This is a genomic window from Micromonospora halotolerans, assembly GCF_032108445.1.
Classification (GTDB): domain Bacteria; phylum Actinomycetota; class Actinomycetes; order Mycobacteriales; family Micromonosporaceae; genus Micromonospora; species Micromonospora halotolerans.
This window is the reverse complement of sequence record NZ_CP134876.1, coordinates 2,914,847-2,930,435: the sequence shown is the minus strand read 5'-3', so window position 1 is coordinate 2,930,435 and position 15,589 is coordinate 2,914,847. Positions and strand designations below refer to the sequence as shown.

At 76.0% G+C, this 15,589-nt stretch carries 19 protein-coding genes; 7 read left to right on the top strand and 12 right to left on the bottom strand.

The window, feature by feature from the left end:
* Positions 1-150 precede the first annotated feature (150 nt).
* The 7 genes from RMN56_RS13955 to RMN56_RS13925 are packed head-to-tail and all read left to right on the top strand — an operon-like array spanning position 151 to position 8,405.
* Complete coding sequence (locus RMN56_RS13955) at positions 151-1,326, top strand: hypothetical protein (RefSeq protein ID WP_313724198.1); 1,176 nt, start codon at positions 151-153, stop codon at positions 1,324-1,326.
* Entirely contained in the window at positions 1,313-3,985 is a 2,673-nt protein-coding gene (locus RMN56_RS13950; protein ID WP_313724197.1) for an ATP-binding protein, read from the top strand. The genes RMN56_RS13955 and RMN56_RS13950 overlap by 14 nt, the downstream gene beginning before the upstream one ends.
* Positions 3,982-4,446, top strand: a complete 465-nt coding sequence (locus tag RMN56_RS13945; RefSeq protein ID WP_262282813.1) for a roadblock/LC7 domain-containing protein — start codon at positions 3,982-3,984, stop codon at positions 4,444-4,446. Before RMN56_RS13950 ends, RMN56_RS13945 begins: the two co-directional genes overlap by 4 nt.
* On the top strand, positions 4,443-4,892 hold the full coding sequence (locus RMN56_RS13940; RefSeq protein ID WP_313724196.1) for a DUF742 domain-containing protein: 450 nt from the start codon (positions 4,443-4,445) through the stop codon (positions 4,890-4,892). The genes RMN56_RS13945 and RMN56_RS13940 overlap by 4 nt, the downstream gene beginning before the upstream one ends.
* Positions 4,870-5,622, top strand: a complete 753-nt coding sequence (locus RMN56_RS13935; protein ID WP_313724195.1) for a GTP-binding protein — start codon at positions 4,870-4,872, stop codon at positions 5,620-5,622. The genes RMN56_RS13940 and RMN56_RS13935 overlap by 23 nt, the downstream gene beginning before the upstream one ends.
* 43 nt (positions 5,623-5,665) lie before the next feature.
* On the top strand, positions 5,666-6,139 hold the full coding sequence (locus tag RMN56_RS13930) for a hypothetical protein (RefSeq protein ID WP_313724194.1): 474 nt from the start codon (positions 5,666-5,668) through the stop codon (positions 6,137-6,139).
* Between the two features lie 43 nt (positions 6,140-6,182).
* The gene (locus tag RMN56_RS13925; RefSeq protein ID WP_313724193.1) at positions 6,183-8,405 is read left to right on the top strand and encodes an AAA family ATPase; all 2,223 of its coding nucleotides are present in this window, start codon (positions 6,183-6,185) and stop codon (positions 8,403-8,405) included.
* An 11-nt stretch (positions 8,406-8,416) separates the two neighbouring features.
* On the opposite strand, the gene RMN56_RS13920 is transcribed toward RMN56_RS13925, so the two are convergent.
* The 12 genes from RMN56_RS13920 to RMN56_RS13865 all read right to left on the bottom strand — a co-directional run bounded on the left by RMN56_RS13920 (position 8,417) and on the right by RMN56_RS13865 (position 15,586).
* Positions 8,417-8,770 (bottom strand): gas vesicle protein K, encoded by a 354-nt coding sequence (locus RMN56_RS13920; RefSeq protein WP_313724192.1) that lies wholly within the window; start codon positions 8,768-8,770, stop codon positions 8,417-8,419.
* A complete protein-coding gene (locus tag RMN56_RS13915) occupies positions 8,767-8,988 on the bottom strand; it encodes a gas vesicle protein (RefSeq protein ID WP_313724191.1) in 222 nt (73 codons plus the stop codon). Before RMN56_RS13915 ends, RMN56_RS13920 begins: the two co-directional genes overlap by 4 nt.
* Positions 8,979-9,779 (bottom strand): GvpL/GvpF family gas vesicle protein, encoded by an 801-nt coding sequence (locus RMN56_RS13910; protein ID WP_313724190.1) that lies wholly within the window; start codon positions 9,777-9,779, stop codon positions 8,979-8,981. Before RMN56_RS13910 ends, RMN56_RS13915 begins: the two co-directional genes overlap by 10 nt.
* The gene (locus RMN56_RS32865) at positions 9,763-10,140 is read right to left on the bottom strand and encodes a gas vesicle protein (RefSeq protein WP_091267322.1); all 378 of its coding nucleotides are present in this window, start codon (positions 10,138-10,140) and stop codon (positions 9,763-9,765) included. The genes RMN56_RS13910 and RMN56_RS32865 overlap by 17 nt, the downstream gene beginning before the upstream one ends.
* 1 nt (position 10,141) lies before the next feature.
* Positions 10,142-10,489 (bottom strand): gas vesicle protein GvpO, encoded by a 348-nt coding sequence (locus tag RMN56_RS13900; protein WP_313724189.1) that lies wholly within the window; start codon positions 10,487-10,489, stop codon positions 10,142-10,144.
* Positions 10,486-10,830: a gas vesicle protein GvpG gene (locus RMN56_RS13895; RefSeq protein ID WP_313724188.1), complete on the bottom strand. Its 345-nt coding sequence runs from the start codon at positions 10,828-10,830 to the stop codon at positions 10,486-10,488. The genes RMN56_RS13900 and RMN56_RS13895 overlap by 4 nt, the downstream gene beginning before the upstream one ends.
* A gap of 3 nt (positions 10,831-10,833) precedes the next feature.
* Positions 10,834-11,589 (bottom strand): GvpL/GvpF family gas vesicle protein, encoded by a 756-nt coding sequence (locus tag RMN56_RS13890; RefSeq protein WP_313724187.1) that lies wholly within the window; start codon positions 11,587-11,589, stop codon positions 10,834-10,836.
* Between the two features lies 1 nt (position 11,590).
* On the bottom strand, positions 11,591-12,013 hold the full coding sequence (gvpJ, locus tag RMN56_RS32860; RefSeq protein WP_313724186.1) for a gas vesicle protein GvpJ: 423 nt from the start codon (positions 12,011-12,013) through the stop codon (positions 11,591-11,593).
* 2 nt (positions 12,014-12,015) lie between these two features.
* Positions 12,016-13,257: an SRPBCC family protein gene (locus RMN56_RS13880; protein WP_313724185.1), complete on the bottom strand. Its 1,242-nt coding sequence runs from the start codon at positions 13,255-13,257 to the stop codon at positions 12,016-12,018.
* Positions 13,258-13,259: 2 nt separating this feature from the next.
* Positions 13,260-13,733, bottom strand: coding sequence for a hypothetical protein (locus tag RMN56_RS13875; RefSeq protein ID WP_313724184.1), 474 nt, complete (start codon positions 13,731-13,733; stop codon positions 13,260-13,262).
* Positions 13,734-14,022: 289 nt separating this feature from the next.
* Positions 14,023-14,532, bottom strand: coding sequence for a GNAT family N-acetyltransferase (locus RMN56_RS13870; RefSeq protein ID WP_313724183.1), 510 nt, complete (start codon positions 14,530-14,532; stop codon positions 14,023-14,025).
* Between the two features lie 151 nt (positions 14,533-14,683).
* Positions 14,684-15,586: a hypothetical protein gene (locus RMN56_RS13865; protein WP_313724182.1), complete on the bottom strand. Its 903-nt coding sequence runs from the start codon at positions 15,584-15,586 to the stop codon at positions 14,684-14,686.
* Positions 15,587-15,589: the final 3 nt, after the last annotated feature.

Below are 15,589 nucleotides of genomic sequence, written 5' to 3'. Positions count from 1 at the left end.
TGACGCGACCCGAAGTGACGTGAAGCCGACTCGCGGAGCCCGCTCCCACCCCCGCCCGGTTCGACTACTTTTCCGGTCCGGTGCACGGGACTGCGTATGGCGACCTCCCGGCTCCGGACCGTCCCCCGCCGTCGCCGGAGGAGACACACCATGACCGTCCCCGCGCCGCGGACCCGCCGGCGGCCCTCCGTACCGGGCCGCACCGTGCGCCTGCTGCTCGTGCTGGCGCTGCTGGCCCCGCTGGGGCTGCTCTTCGCCCAGACCGACGGGCACACCGGCGACGACCACGACCTGGCCGCCCGGGAACGGCTCGGCGTCCGCTACCTGCGCGCGCTCGGACCGGTCACCGACGCGCTGATCGACGCGCAGACCACGGCGGTCGCCGGCCGGCCGGTCTCCCGGGCGGCGCTCACCGCCGCCGTCGAGCGGGCGGCGGAGGTGGACGGCGCGGTCGGCGACGAGCTCCGCACCCGGGAACGCTGGGCGGGGGTACGGGCCAAGCTGGAGGCGTTGCCGGAGCGCGGGCTCGCCGGCCCGGAGGCGGCCCTCCAGGCGTACGGCGAGGTCGCCGACCTGCTGCTGGCCCTGCACCGGAAGGTCCGGGAGGCCTCCGGTCTGGTCCGCGACCCGCGCTCCGACTCGTTCTTCGTGCAGGACGCCGTCGGCGCGGACCTGCCCGCTGCCATGGTCGCCGCCGGCCGCCTCGCCGACGTGGCCACCCTCGCCCCGAACCGGTCCCCGGCGGACCGCCCGAGGACCGTCGCCGAACTGGCCGAACTCCGGGTCGCCGCGCTCGGGCCCGCCACCGACCTGGTGGACGACCTCCGGGCGGCCGTGGGCAGCTCGGAGAGCACCGACCTCGGCCCGACCGTGCTCACCCCCCTGGACACCTACCAGCGCTCGGTGGAGGCGCTGGCCGCGTTCTCGGCGCCGGCCGGAGCGGCCGGGCCCGACCCGGTCCAGCTCGGCGCCGCGCGGCGCGGCGCGCAGTCCGCCGCCACCCAGCTCCGGCAGGTCATCCTCGACCAGCTCGACGCGCTGCTGGCGGAACGGCTCGACCGGCTCGACCGGGACCGCTGGCTGGCCCGGGGCGCCGTCGCGGCGGCCGGGGTGCTGCTCGCCCTGCTGGCCGGGGTGCTGCTCTCCGCGCTGCGGCGCGCCCGCCGCCGGGCCGCCGAGGCGGACGGCGAGCCCGCCGAGGCCGGCCCGCCGCCGGTCACCCTCCGCCCCGATCCGCCGGCCACCCGCGGGAACGGCGAACTCCTGCCCGTCGGCGGCGGACGCGGCGACTCCGAGCGGTGGAGGCCGTTCGATGCTGCTCGGTAGGCTGCGGATCCGGGGCCGGCTCGCCCTGCTGGTGATCATCCCGCTGCTCAGCATGGTCGGACTGGCCGTGCCGGTGGTCCTCGACCGGGTCGCCGCCGCCCAGCGGGCCGCCGACATCGCCGACACCGTCCGGGTGGCCAGCCGCATCGGCAGCCTCGTGCAGGACCTTCAGCAGGAACGCCTGCTCTCGGTGGGATCGCTGCTCGGCCGGGTGACCCGCACCGAGCTGATCCAGAAATCCGCCACGGTGGACGACCGGGTCGCCGACCTGCGGGCCGAGTCGCTGCCGGCGCCGGTCCGGGCGGCCCTCGACGGGGTACGCACGCTGGGCGACCTGCGTACCTCCGTGCTCGCCGGCACGGCCACCCCGGACGGGATCATGAGCGCGTTCCGCACGGTCGACATGGCGTTGATCGAGTCGCTGCGGCTGCCGTTCCAGGTGGACACCGGCACCTCGGCCGGGCGGCAGGTGCTGGCGCTGGACGCGCTGCTGCGCGCCGACGAGGGGCTGGGCGCCTGCGCCACGCTGATCGTGCTGGTCAAGACGACGGGTGACCCGAAGGTGGCGGGCTCGTACATCGCCTGCATGGCCGCCCTCCAGGTGGACAACCAGCGGTTCCGCAGCCTGATCACGCCGGAGCAGTACCGGCTCGCCATGCTGGACGACGCGGCGGTGGCCGCCCGGACCAGCCCCACCTTCCTGGTCGACAGCGTCAAGGACCCGGTGGCGGCCATCGCGGCGGTGCCGCTGGACGCGCTGTTCCCCTCGGTCCGCTCGATGATCACCCTCGGCCAGTTCGTGGAGAAGAAGATCGTCGCGGACGTCATCGCCGAGACCCGGGGCGAGCAGCGGGACGCACTCGCCGCCGCCTGGCTGGTCAGCGCGGCGGCCGCCCTGATCCTGCTGAGCGTGGTGCTGCTCGGCATGGCGGTGGCCCGGACGGTGGCCCGGCCGCTGACCCGGCTCACCCGCTCCGCGAACCGGGTCGCCCGGGTCGCCGAGGCGGAGCTGACCCGGGTGGTCGACGACGAGTCCGAGACCGTGGCACCGGTCCGCCTCGACCCGGTCGACGTCGGGTCCCGGGACGAGATCGGCGACCTGGCCCGGGCGTTCGAGCGGGTGCAGCGCACCGCCGCCCGGCTGGTCGAGCGGCAGGTAGCCGGCCGGCGCAACGTGGCGCAGATGTTCGGCCACGTCGGCCGGCGTACGCAGAACCTGGTGGGCCGGCAGATCGCCCTTATCGACCGGCTGGAGCGGCAGGAGACCGACCCGGGGCGGCTGGAACACCTGTACCGCCTCGACCACATCTCCAGCCGGCTGCGCCGCAACGCCGGCAGCCTGGTGGTGCTCTCCGGCGCGACCGGGTCGGACGGGCACGTCGCGCCGGTCCCGCTGGCCGACCTGGTCCGGCTCGCGCTCGGTGAGATCGAGGACTACACCCGGGTGGACGTGCAGGTCCCGTCCGGGGTGTCGGCGGGGCCCGCGACCGCCGGTGACCTGGTGCTCGCGCTGGCCGAGCTGATGGAGAACGCCACGGCCTTCTCCCCGCCGCACACCCGGGTGCTGGTGGCCGGCGAGCAGACCGACGACGGCGCCCGGCTCACCGTGGTGGACCGGGGCATCGGCATGACCGAGGAGCGCCTCGCCGCCGAGAACGCGCGGCTCACCCGCCGGGAGCGGCTCGACCTGGCCCCGACCGAGGTGCTCGGGCTCTTCGTGGTGGGGCGGCTGGCCCGCCGGCACGGCTGGAGCGTCCGGCTGGCCGCGACCGCCGGCGGCGGGGTGACGGCCCACCTGGACATCCCGGCCGCGCTGCTGGTGGTCCGCCGTCCCGAGCGGGCCGGCGCGGCCGTGGCGCGGGCCTCGGTGCCGTCCCGGGAGCGGCGCCCGCTGCCCGAGCCCGCCCGGATCCCGGCCGCCGACGAGCCGGCCGGCTTCGACGTGGCGCTGCTGAGCCGGGCCACCCGGAGCATCGAGGCCAGTGAGTCCTGGAACGCCTTCGGCAACCCGGCCGCCGACCCGCACACGACCGCCCACCCGAGCACGGTCACCGGCCCAGGCACGGCCGCCGACCTCGACACGGCCGCCGGCGGGCCGCCGACCGCCTGGCCGCCCCTCGTGGCGCCCGCCACCCCGGTGCCGGCGACCCCCGGTCCCGGCACCCCGGACCCGCCGACCCCGGTCGTCGGCCCGGCACCGGCCGCTCCCCCGGCCGCCGGGCCGGCGACCGGCCTCCCGGCCGCCGGGCCGGCCCTCGCGCCCCCGCCCGCCGGGCCGGCCTGGTCCCAGCCCCTGATCCGGCAGCGGGTGCCCGGGGCGAACCTGCCGCCCGGCGAGCCGGCGCCGGGACCGGTCGTCGCCACCACCGCCGACGCGGCCACGGTCCGGGCCCTGGTCGAGGCGTTCCAGGACGGCGTACGCCGGGCCGAGGACGACTCCACCCCCGCCGTGGCCACCCCCGGCCGGCCCCGGCTCAGCCGGCGGGTGCCCGGGGCGAACCTGGCCGCGGCCCCGGCACAGACCACCCCGCCGGCAAGCCCGCCGCCGGGGGACCCGGCCGAGGTCCGCGACCTCATCACCGACTTCGAGGCGGGCGTCGCCCGTGCTCTGCGCGAAGTCGGTCCAGACCGCCGCTACGAAGAGGACGCATCACGGTGACCAGCCCGTTCCTGCACGACAACGCCGACCAGACCACCGCCGGCGGCCTCAGCCCCGAGGCACGCACCTTCAACTGGCTGCTCGACTCGTTCACCTCCAGCACGGCCGGGGTGATGGAGGCGATCGCAGTCTCCTCGGACGGACTGCTGATGGCCATGTCCGCCATCAAGGACCGGTCCAACGCGGAGCGGCTGGCCGCCGTCGTCTCCGGCATGACCAGCCTCGCCGGAGGCGCGGCCAGCTGGTACGCGCTCGGCGGGTTGAACCGGGTGATCGTCGACATGGCCGAGGGCTACCTGCTGATCAGCGCGATCAGCAGCGGCTCGGTCCTCGGCGTGGTCGCCGACCGCTCGGCCAACCTGGGCACCGTGGCGTACGAGATGACGCTCTTCGCCGGCCGGGCCGGCGGCGCGCTGAGCCCCCGGTTGATCGCCGAACTGAAGAACGCCGTCCAGCAATGACCCCGGAGGCGGCCGGCGAGGACCCGGAGCCGGAGCCCGGCACCCGGGTCCGGCCCTTCCTGCGCGCGCCGTCCCCCGGCCCCGGGCCGGACACGGGCGACGGGGAGCCCACCGGTCCGCGTCCGTTCGTGCTGACCGCCGGACGGGTGGACGGCGATCCGGCGATCGGCCTGGAGACCCAGGTGACCGCCCGGCCGGAGAGCGGCTCGTGGGCGGTGATCGCCCGGCTCGACACGGAACTGGCGACGATCGTGGCGCTCTGCGCGGAGCCGATCTCGGTCGCCGAGATCTCCGCCCGGGCGCGGATGCACTTCGGCGTGACCCGGGTGCTCGTCGGCGACCTCCGCGCGGCCGGGCACCTCGACGTGCACCTCGGGGACGCCGACGACGCCCTCGACCCCGACCTCATCCTGCGAGTGATTGATGGACTCCGTGCGATCTCCTGAATGGCCGGCGGCCGCGGCGGGCGGTCCCGTCGCGAACAGCGCCGCCACCCGGTACGTCGCCCCGCCCACCACCGTCCCGCCGGCCGGTCGGGCCGCCACGCCGGCTCCGCCGCCGCCGTACCGGCCGCCCGAGGTGGCCGGCCCGACGGTCAGCCGGGTGCCCGCGCCCCGCCCACCGATCCCGGTGAAGATCCTCATCGCCGGTGGCTTCGGGGTGGGCAAGACCACCGCGGTGGGCGCGATCTCCGAGATCGCCCCGCTGACCACCGAGGCGGAGATGACCACCGCCGGGATCGGCGTCGACGACCCGGGCGCGGCCTCGGACAAGACCACCACCACGGTGGCCATGGACTTCGGCTGCGTCACCATCGACCGCAGCCTCAAGCTCTACCTCTTCGGCACGCCCGGCCAGGCCCGCTTCGGCTTCATGTGGGACGACCTGGCCCGGGGCGCGCTCGGCGCGCTCGTGGTGGTCGACAGCGCCCGGCTCGACGACTGCTATCCGGCGATCGACTTCTTCGAGCGGGCCGGGCTGCCGTTCGCCGTGGGGGTGAACGCCTTCGACGGCCGGCTGGCCCTCGACCTGCCCTCGATCCGCTGGGCGCTGGCGATCGGCGAACACGTGCCGCTGGTGCAGTTCGACGCCCGGGACCGGCTCTCCGTACGGGACGCGTTGCTGGTCGTCCTGGACCGGGCGCTGGACCGGGCGACCCGGGAGAAGGGGGCCTGAACCGGCCGCCGGTTCGACCCGTATCACGGAAGGGGTGGACGTGATGAGAGGTGACCTGGACGAGACCCTGGCCCGGCTGGCCCGGCGCGAGGAGGCGCAGCGCCGCCGGACGCCGCGGCCCGGTGAGGCGGACGAGGAGGCCGAGCGCGACGGGCCGGTGGACGGACGGGCGGGGCACGGCGCGTACCGGTTGCGTGGGGGCGACCGGCCGGAGCGGCGGGACCCGGTCGAGGAGGTGGCCGAGGCGGTCCGCAGGGTGGTCGCCGAGCACCCCGGGCTGGCCGTCGTCGTGCGGGTGGAGGTGGGCGGGCAGGCGTACCCGCTGCGCGTCGCCTGGTCCGGCCCGGAGGTGACGGTCGGCGCGGCGTCCGCGCCGGCGCCCCCGCCGGCCTGGCCGATGTCGGTGAAGACGGTGCCGGCCCCCGGGCAGGACGGGCTGGTCACCGACCCGGCGGCCCGGCTGGCCGAGATGATCCGGCGCGATCCCTCGCTGCTGGAGGACACCGGCCCGCTCTGAGGCCCGCCGGCACGACGGGGTCCCGGCGGCTACTGTCGGGCGGGTGGCGGAACCCGATCTGACCCTGACCGCGATCCTGCGGCCGGCGGCGCTGGACGCCCGGCGCGGCGTCGTCCGCCTGCACCCCGAGGTGCTCACGGCGCTGGCGCTGCGCCCCGGCGACCCGGTGCGGCTGGCCGGCCGCCGGGTGACCGCCGGCATCGCCGCCCCGGCCGACCCGGGCGCGAGCAGCGCCCTGCTCTACGCCGACGACCTGTTGCTGGGCAACCTGGGGCTGCGCGACGGCGGGCAGGTCACGGTGAGCCCGCTGCCGGCGGCCCCGGCGCGCCGGCTCACCCTGGCCGGCCCGGTCGGCGTGGTCGCCGCGGTCTCCCCGGAGATGCTCCGGCTCGCCCTGCTCGGCAAGGTCGTCACCGCCGGCGACGACGTCTCGCTGCTGCCTCAGGACGTGCTCCCCGACGCCGCGCTGCGCGGCCTGGTCGAGGCCGCCCGGCGCAGCCTGGCCACCAGCGTGGGGTACGCCTGGACCAGCACCCTGCTCACCGTGGTGGTGGCCGAGCCGGCGACCGGCGCGCTGGTCACCATGGACACCGTGGTCGGCTGGGAGCACGGCCCGGCCACCCGCGGCTCCGGCCCGGCCGGCGAGGCGGGCCCGGCGACCCCGGCCACCTCCGCGCCGGCCGACGGCCTGCTCGGGCCCGAGGACGCTCCGGACGTGGACGAGCTGCCCGGGCTCCGGGCCCAGGCCGAGGAGCTGACCGAACTGCTCGACCTGGGCTTCCACCACCGGGAGGTGCTGGGTCGGCTCGGCACCACGGTCTCGCTCGGCGTGCTCGTCAGCGGCCCCGCCGGCTCGGGCAAGTCGGCGCTGGTCCGCGCGGTCGCCGCCCGGGTGCGCGCCCGGGTCCGCCCGCTGTGGGGCCCGGAACTGGCCGCGCTGGGCAACGACGCCGCCGCCCGCCGGCTGCGCGAGGCCGCCGCCGTGGTCCGGGCCGGCGGCCCGGCCGTGCTGCTGGTGACCGACGTGGAGGCGGTCGCCCCGGCCGACGAGCCCGGTCCGCTGGCCACGGTGTTCCGGCAGGTGGTCGCCGAGACGGTCCGGTCCGGGGCGGCGGTCGTCTGCACGACCGGGCGCCCCGAGGCGGTGGATCCGGCGCTGCGCGCCCCGGACCTGCTCTCGCTGCGGATCACCGTGCCGCTGCCGGACGCGGCGCTGCGCCGGGAGCAGCTGACCGTGCTCACCCGGCAGGTGCCGCTGGCCGAGGACGTCCGGCTGGACGAGGTGGCCGGGCGTACGCCGGGTTTCGTCGCCGCCGACCTGGCCGCGCTGGTCCGGGAGGCCGGGGTGCGGGCCGCGCTGCGGCAGAAGGCGGCGGAGACGCCGACCGTGGCGATGGCCGACTTCACCGCCGCCCTGGAGGTGGTCCGGCCGACCACGATGGCCGCGTCCACCCTGGAGCTGGCCTCGGTGACCCTGGACGACGTCGGCGGCCTGCACGAGGTCAAGCAGACGTTGACCGAGTCGGTGCTCTGGCCGCTGACCTACCCGGACACCTTCGCCCGGCTGGGCGTGACGCCGCCCCGTGGGGTGCTGCTCTACGGGCCGCCCGGTTGCGGCAAGACCTACCTGGTCACCGCGCTGGCCGGTTCGGGCCGGGCCAACGTGTTGTCGGTGAAGGGCGCGGAGCTGCTCTCCAAGTGGGTCGGTGAGAGCGAGCGCGCGGTCCGCGAGCTGTTCCGCCGGGCCCGCGAGGCGGCCCCCACGCTGGTCTTCCTCGACGAGGTGGACGCCCTCGCCCCGGTCCGGGGCCAGGCCGGCGACGCCGGCACCACCGACCGGGTGGTCGCCGCCCTGCTCACCGAGCTGGACGGGGTGGAGGCGCTGCGCAACGTGGTGGTGGTCGGCGCGACGAACCGCCCCGAGCTGGTCGACCCGGCGCTGCTCCGCCCCGGCCGGCTGGAACGCCTCGTGTACGTGCCGCCGCCGGACGGCCCGGCCCGCGCCGAGATCCTCCACGCGGCCGCCCGGCACGTCCCGCTCGCGCCCGACGTCGACCTCACCGCGCTCGGCGCGGAGCTGGACGCCTTCTCGGCGGCCGACTGCGCCGCACTCATCCGGGAGGCGGCCCTCGCCGCGATGCGCGAGTCGCTGGCGGCCAGCACGGTCACGGCCGCGCACGTCGAGGCGGCGCGCGCCCGCGTCCGCCCCTCGCTGGACCCGGTCCAGCTCGCCCACCTGGAGGCCTACGCCGCGACCCGGCGGTGAGCCGGGGCGGGTCAGTCGGTGGGTAGCAGCGGGCCGAGCGGGCCAAGATCGAGGTTGAGGTCCTCGGGAGCCAGGCCGAAGTACTCGCGGAGCTGGGTCATCTGCTCCTCCAGCGCCATCAGCGTGGCGCCGACCCGTTCGACCTGCTCCTCGGTCAGGTCGCCCAGGTCGACCCGGCGCAGCGCCTGCCGCTCCATGAGCTGCCGGAGCAGCTCGATCACGGTGAGCACCAGGCTGGCCAGCCCGCGCTCGACCGAGTCCTGGTCCACGGCGAGCCGGCGATCGAGCGGCCGGGCCCGGGGCGCCGCCCACCCCGGCTCGCCCAGCGCCGCCGCCAGGTCGGCCGCCTCGTCCCGGCCGGTCACGGCGCTGCCTCCGGTTCGGGCGGGGCCAGCGCGCCGACCGAGGCGATGAGCGCGCGCAGCGAGATGCGGACCAGGTCGACGTCCGCGATGGCCAGGGTGATGTCCCCGGTGATCACCACGCCGGTGGCGAGCACCCGGTCGAGCAGGTCGACCAGGGCCACCGGCCGGTAGGTCAGCGGGTCGTCGGCGCTGCTGGGCGCCAGGGTGGTCACGCCCATGCCGGCTCCGCCTCCGGTTCCGCCACGAAGGAGTACGGCGGCCAGGGGCCGGTCAGCTCCAGCCGCAGCTCCGGGTGATGTTCGGCCAGCTCCCGGGCCAGACCGGCGAAGCCGTCCCAGCGGTCGGTGGCGACCAGGTACGCCCCGTTGAGCACCATGGCGGTGGGCGCGCCGGAGAGCCGCCGGTCCTGCGGCGCGTGCCGGCGGGCGGCGACCGCGTACCCGGCGAGGGCGGCGTGCACGGTGGCGGCACCGTCGGCGGCGACGCGCTGCCCCTCCTCCCGGGCGGTGAGCTGGGCCCGGCGCCGCCGCAGGTACGCCGCGCCGGCCCCGCCCCCGCCGTCGGGTTCCTCGACCCGCGGGGTGGCGCCGGGTACCACGTACCCCTTGACGCCCCACTCCGCGCGGCCGTCGAGCCGGGTCAGCGTGCCGGCCAGCTCGTCGTGCCGCTCGACCAGCACCCGGGCCACCCGGTCGTCGTCGCGGTGGACGGTGGCGAGCCGGGCGGGCACCACCGCGCCGGATCGGGACAGCGCGTCGACCACGGCGTGGTGGGCCCGGGCGGCGCGCTCCAGCCAGGCCAGGTCCTCCAGGTTGCGGCGCAGCGCGGCCTCGCCGTACTCGCTGAGCGGGGCGTCGCTGACCACGGCGACCAGGCCGCCGGCGGCCACGGCCCGGACCGGGGTGCCGGCGATGCCGGGGAGCCCGGCGGGCGTGGCCGTCCCGGCGACCACGCCGTGCAGCCAGACCGCGGTCCCGGTGTCCCGGGTGGGGTCAGAGGTCGTGGTCATGCCAGCCCTCCCTCGGGTCCCGCTCGGCGCGGGCCGCCACCCGCGGCCGGCGGGACGCCTCGACCTCCTCCGGGTCGCGCGGGCCCGGCTCGACCGGCGGACGCGCCCGGGAGCTGAGCCACGGGTCGTGCTCCCACCAGTCGATGCCGATCTGCCGCGCGGTGTCCACGGAGGCGATGACCAGCCGCAGTTTCAGCGTCAGCAGCTCGATGTCGAGCAGGCTGACCCGGATGTCACCGGCGATCACGATGCCCCGGTCGAGCACCCGTTCCAGGATGTCGCCGAGGTTCGCCGGCTCGTGGCCGGCCGGCAGCACCTGACCGGAGTTCTGCACGACCGACGGAGCCCGCCCAATGGTCATCTCAGTCCCCCTTGCCGCGCTGGTAGCGGCGCGTCCGCCGGTAGCCGAGCAGGCTGCCGGTCATGTCCAGCTCGACCTCGTAGAGGCCGAGCAGGTCGGTCGACGCCGGGATGCGGTGGTCCTCGACCACCTCCACCCCGATCCGCCAGCCGTCGTCGGTGGGCTGGATCGAGGTGATCCCGAGCGGGTCCCGGCCGGTCAGCGCGACAATCTGGCGTAGCCCCTCCCGGGCCGCCTCGGCCGCGCTGACCGCCTCCTCGTCGTCCTCGTCGAGATACCGCTCCTCGGCCCGGCCACCCCGGTCCCGCCACCGCTCGCGGTCGCCGTCACCCCGGATCCGTGCTGTCATCGCCCTCCCCCTCGTCCGCGGCGCGGCTCGCCACGGCGGCCGCCGGTCTCCCGCCGGGCGGACGCCGGCCTCCGGGGCGCGCCGTTACGCCCCGGCGGGATCCGCCCGGCGCCGGCGGCCGGCCTGGTCAGCCGGTCCAGCACCTGCTGCTGCCCCCGGTCCCGCTCCTCCGGCGTGATGTCACCGGCCGCCGCCGCCCGGTCCAGCTCCTCCAGCTCGCGCCGGATGTTGACCGGGTTGTACTGCTGCGACTCCGCCTCCCGCGCCACCACCTTGACCAGCGCGGTGAGCCCGCGCACCGGCGCGTACGGCAGGGTCAGCAGCGTCCACAGGATGTCCACGCGTCACTCCACCAGCTGGTGCGCGCTGACGAAGTCGTACGGGGCGAGCGGGCCGATGAGCCGCATCCGGATCAGATCTCGCCGCCGCTCGGCGAAGTCCTCCACGGCCTGGACGAACTCGTCCTCGGCGCCACCCTCCACCAGGAAGGAGACGCGCACCGCGTCCAGCTCGTTGCTGGGCGGGAGGGGTGCGTCGGCCACCACGTACCGGCCCACCGCGTCGATGAGGTCGCGGTTCTCGGCCTCCCGCCGCAGCTCCACCGCCTGGCTGATCATCTCGCCGAGCCGGATCCGCTGCTCCCGGCTCTCGACCTCCGGCCGGCCCCGCACCTCGTCGGCGAGGGCACCGGCGGCGGCGTTCTCCGCCAGGAACCCGGCGATGAACTCCTGCTCGTCGAAGCGCCCGTGCACGGTGTACTGGAGCCGGTCCTCGAACTCGTCGAGGGCGGCGGCGAACCGGTCGTGGTGCGCCGCGAGCAGGTCCTCGACCGCGTCCTCGCCGGTCACCACCGTGCCGAACCGGACCGGCAGCACCGGCGCGACCACCGCCGTCCCGTCCAGCAGCCGCTCGTACGCGGTCAGGTCGGCCGGCCGGCCCAGCGGCTCCTCCAGCCCGACCTCGCTGACCAGCGCGGCCAGCTCACCGTGCCGGATGGCGGTCACCTCGCCGGGTGGGGAGCCGACCCCCTCGGCCTCGGGGGTCGGCTCCACGTCGGACGGCACGATGCCGTAGATGAACAGCCCGTTCTCCTCAGCCATCTCAGCGCTCCTCGTCCCGGCGCCGGCGTGGCCGCTCCCGCTCCCGCTCGTCACCCCGGTCGCGGAGCGAGTCGGCCACCGCGCCGCTGATCTCCTGGGCCGCCTTGCCGAGCCCGGAGACCGCCTTGCCCTTGCTGGCCGCGCCGGCCGCGTCACCGACCAGGTCCGGCAGGCCCTTCTGGTCCTTCGGCACGATGCTCAGCCGGTCGACCGCCTCGGCGAACCGCAGGTACGTCTCGACGCTCGCGATCACCACCCGGGCGTTGATCTCCAGGAGCTGGATGCCGACCACGGCGACCGACACCTGGGCGTCGATCACCACGCCCTTGTCGAGCACGGTCTCCACGACGTCGGCGAGGGTTCCCCCGCCGCCGCCGCTGGTGCGCTCCAGGGCGCTGCCCGACTGTCCCGTCGTGGTGGACACGGTCATTCCTCACGCTCCTCCCGCCGGCGGCGCACCACCGGCCGTCGTGGTGTCTCGGGAGCCCGCCGGACGGGGCGCGGCCGCTCGGGGCGCGCCTCCCGCTCCTCGCGCGGCTGGGGGCGACGCGCCCGCTCGGGGGCGCGGCGGCGCGGCGGCTCCTCCTCCTCCTCGGGCTCCTCGGCGTACTCGTCGTCGTCGAAGTCGTTGCCCTCGTCGTAGTCGGCGTACTCCTCCTCGTACCGGCTGGGACGGCGGCGCGGCGGCGACGGCCGGCGACGGGCGGCGGGCCGGCCCTCCTCCTCCGCCTCCTCCTCGGGCTCCTCCTCGGGCTCCTCCTCGCGGCCCCGCTGCTCCCCGCGGCCCGGCCGTTCCCCGCGACCCCGCTGCTCCTCGCCCTCCCGCTCCTGGCGGGCCTCCTGCTCCTCGCGGAGCGCGGTCTCGTGGTCCTTGACCACCTGGGAGTCCTCGATCTCACCCCGCCAGCCCTCGACCGAGTCGGGGTCGAGCACGGTCCGCGTCATGACGTGCCGGACGAAGTGCTTCAGCTCCAGCCGGACCCGGCGGCCCTGGGCGCGCCACAGGTTGCCGGTGTGCTCGAAGAGACCCTGCGGGTGGTACTCCAGCACCACCAGGATCCTGGTCAGCTCGGGGCCGACCTCGTGGAAGCTGACGGTGCCGTCGACGGAGCCCTTCTCGCCCTTGGACCGCCAGTGGATGAGCCGGTCCGGGATCTGCCGGACGATGGTCGACTCCCAGGTCCGGTGCGACCAGAAGACCTGCGCCTTCCAGGTCATCTTCTCGTCCGAGTCGCAGTCGGCCTGCTCGACCTTCTTCATGAAGCTCGGGAAGTCGCCGAACTGCGTCCACTGGTTGTACGCGACCCGGACCGGCACGCCGACCTCGATGGTCTCGACGATGTTGGTGACCTTGAGCTTCTTGCCACCGCCCTTGCCGCCCTTGCCACCACCGAACGCCGACATCAACTTCTCCTTACCGCCGGCCAGGCCGGCCTGAAACATGGCCTTGACCGGGGAGTGGCCCTCGGCGAGCTTCTGCGCGCCGGTGGCGGCGGCGACCAGCCCGGGGCCACCGCCCTCCTTGGCGTACTCGCTGAGCCGCCCGGTGGCACCGGTGATCCGCTCGGTGACCGCGTGCACGGCACGCTCGCCGATGGCCGAGGCGAGGTTGCGCAGCTCGCCACCGATCTGGTCCCGGGCCCGGTCCGTGAGGTTGCCGGTTGCCATGGTCACCGCCCCCGCTGCCGTCGCGCGACGGCCGGGCGCCCGCCCCGGTCCGTCTCGTCCCCCGCCGCGGGCTGCTCGTCGAGTTCCTCCTCGTCGTCGGCGGCCGAGCGCTGGTCGTTCGCCGACCGCTCGTCGCCCGCCGGCTCCTCGTCCGGCCGGCCACCGGCCGTCTTCCGGCGCAGCGCGTCGGCGCCGCCGCGCAGCTTGCCGCTGATCGCGTCGATGCCGCTGCCCGCGGCCGCGGTCGCCGCGGCCCGGCCGGCGGTCGCCAGCGGGGCACCCAGCTTGCTGAGGCCGCCGAGCTGGGGGTTCACGTTCATCAGGTCCGTGCCGAGCTGCTTCAGCCCGCCCGGTCGCTGGCTGGCCCTTCCGGCCGCCACGGCGGCGGCCAGGGTGAGGGCCGCCCGCATCTTCTTCCGGCGCCCGAGGAGGTAGCCGAAGCCCACCGCCAGCGCCACCCGTGCTCCGCTCTTCATCAGTTCTCCTTCGCTCCCCGGTGGAAGCGGACACCTCATGCGTGGAGCAGGCCCGGGAAGCAGCTACCGGGGATCAGCGGGAAAGGGCCTGCGACCGGCGTCCCGTATCAGCGGACCCGGCGGGCAGTACCCGTCACCCCATGCGCAAAACATTTCCGCGGAATTGCCGGGGGCGTGTCACCGCGCAATTGGATAGGCGGTTCAGGAGCGGAAGAGAAGGCGCAAACCGGTCAGAGAAGCCCAGTAGAGCAGGGAAAAGGCAAAGCTTGCGCGGAGGCAGGCAAAGAACCTAATGGGCCGGCAGGGCGGAATCGAGGCACATTTCCGCGCGGAGCTTCCCGTCCTTCTCGCGCAATTCCGCGCCGCATTTCCGAAGGACCGAGACAGCGCCCTGGTTGTCCGGTGTCGTCTCGGCCACGACGGTGCGCATGCCGGCCGCCGCCGCAGCGTGGAGCAGTTCCCGCAGGGCCGCCGCGCCGAGCCCCTGGCCGCGCGCCGAGCGGCCCAGCCACATCCCGGTCTCCACCGTCCCCGGCTCGTCGCAGCGCGTCATCCGCACCATGCCGACGACCTCGCCGCCGGCCACGATGGCGTACATCAGGGTGCGGGTGGGGCCGTCCAGCCCGCCGAAGCTCGCCCGGTGGAACTCGCGGAAGGCCTCCCGACGGGCCAGCGACCACCCGGCCGGGGCCTCGACCGGGGGCATGACGTCCTCCGGCTCCGCCTCGGCAGCCGCTACGGAGAGCAACGGCTCCAGGTTTCGCTCGTCCACCGGCTCCAGCCGTACCGCACCCATCACGAGCCGCAGTCTGCCGGTCGTACCGGCCCAAGTCCACCCCTTTGGACGCGGACTGCCGGTCCGGCGGAGGGGGTCGGCCGGTCGTACCCCCGGGGTGTTCCGCCTCACGCTCCGTTGTCAGCCGACCGGTCCGTTTCGGCGGTGAGGGTGCTCACCCCGCCGGGACGAACTCGCAGAGCACCACCGAGGCGTCGTCCGTGCGCTTGCGCCGGCGCAACCGGTCGGGGTGGTCCCGCTCGGCCGCCCGGACCCGGTCGATCAGCCCCTCCGGGCCCTCGCCCGCCGTCACGTCGAGCAGACCGGCCCAGTCGAAGAGGCCGAACTGCTCGACCGCGCAGGAGGCGCCGTCGCTGAGCAGCGCGGCCCGTCGCAGCGCCCCCGGCCCGCGCAGCGGCAGCGTGCCGGTCACCGCGTGGTACGCCGCGTCCGGGTCGCTGGCCGCCGCCCAGTAGCCGTGCGTCCGGTTCATCCGGGTCCGCTGCACGGTCACCGCCCGGCGGAACCGGGTCGCCGCGTCGACATCCCCGTCCGGGAGCGCGGCGGCGGTCCGGCGCAGGTCCGCCAGCGCCGCGTCCAGCCGGTCGTCGGAGACCACATCGATCCGGTCCCCCGTGTCGAGCACGAGCGGGCTGTCGCAGAGGACCAGGTAGTCCACCTGGTCGCCGCCCTCCCGCAGGAGGCAGACGGTCGAGGACGGGGTGCCCGGGTGGTCCAGGTCGCACTCCCCGCCGTGGTCCGCCCGCACGGCCAGGATCGCCGCCGCCAGGCTGCTCATCAGCGTCGCCGCGGGGCGGGCCGCGACGGCCAGGCCGATCCGGGCGGCCAGGTGCCGGACGTACCACGCCGGGCCGTGCACGCAGCCGGTGTCGAAGCCCTCCGGCACGGTCGCCCCGTCGAGGAGGCCGACCAGCGGGCCGATCCGGAAGACCAGGTCCTCGTTCTCCAGCCGGCCGGGGGCCGGATCGGAGGCGGAGCGTACCCGCATCATCGGCGCCGTCCCGACCGGCCGGGCCGGCCGGCTGCCGATCGGGTACCGGCGGTCTGGTGCCCCCATCCG

Bases quoted from the DNA above. Each gene is read 5' to 3' on its own strand.
- RMN56_RS13950 (WP_313724197.1), top strand. From the start codon at position 1,313: ATGCTGCTCGGTAGGCTGCGGATCCGGGGCCGGCTCGCCCTGCTGGTG.
- RMN56_RS13890 (WP_313724187.1), bottom strand. From the start codon at position 11,589: ATGGCTGAGGAGAACGGGCTGTTCATCTACGGCATCGTGCCGTCCGAC.
- RMN56_RS13875 (WP_313724184.1), bottom strand. From the start codon at position 13,733: ATGAAGAGCGGAGCACGGGTGGCGCTGGCGGTGGGCTTCGGCTACCTC.
- RMN56_RS13940 (WP_313724196.1), top strand. From the start codon at position 4,443: ATGACCCCGGAGGCGGCCGGCGAGGACCCGGAGCCGGAGCCCGGCACC.
- RMN56_RS13865 (WP_313724182.1), bottom strand. From the start codon at position 15,586: ATGGGGGCACCAGACCGCCGGTACCCGATCGGCAGCCGGCCGGCCCGG.
- RMN56_RS13915 (WP_313724191.1), bottom strand. From the start codon at position 8,988: ATGGGCGTGACCACCCTGGCGCCCAGCAGCGCCGACGACCCGCTGACC.
- RMN56_RS32865 (WP_091267322.1), bottom strand. From the start codon at position 10,140: ATGACCATTGGGCGGGCTCCGTCGGTCGTGCAGAACTCCGGTCAGGTG.
- RMN56_RS13880 (WP_313724185.1), bottom strand. From the start codon at position 13,257: ATGGCAACCGGCAACCTCACGGACCGGGCCCGGGACCAGATCGGTGGC.
- RMN56_RS13955 (WP_313724198.1), top strand. From the start codon at position 151: ATGACCGTCCCCGCGCCGCGGACCCGCCGGCGGCCCTCCGTACCGGGC.
- RMN56_RS13930 (WP_313724194.1), top strand. From the start codon at position 5,666: ATGAGAGGTGACCTGGACGAGACCCTGGCCCGGCTGGCCCGGCGCGAG.
- RMN56_RS13910 (WP_313724190.1), bottom strand. From the start codon at position 9,779: ATGACCACGACCTCTGACCCCACCCGGGACACCGGGACCGCGGTCTGG.
- RMN56_RS13900 (WP_313724189.1), bottom strand. From the start codon at position 10,489: ATGACAGCACGGATCCGGGGTGACGGCGACCGCGAGCGGTGGCGGGAC.
- RMN56_RS13935 (WP_313724195.1), top strand. From the start codon at position 4,870: ATGGACTCCGTGCGATCTCCTGAATGGCCGGCGGCCGCGGCGGGCGGT.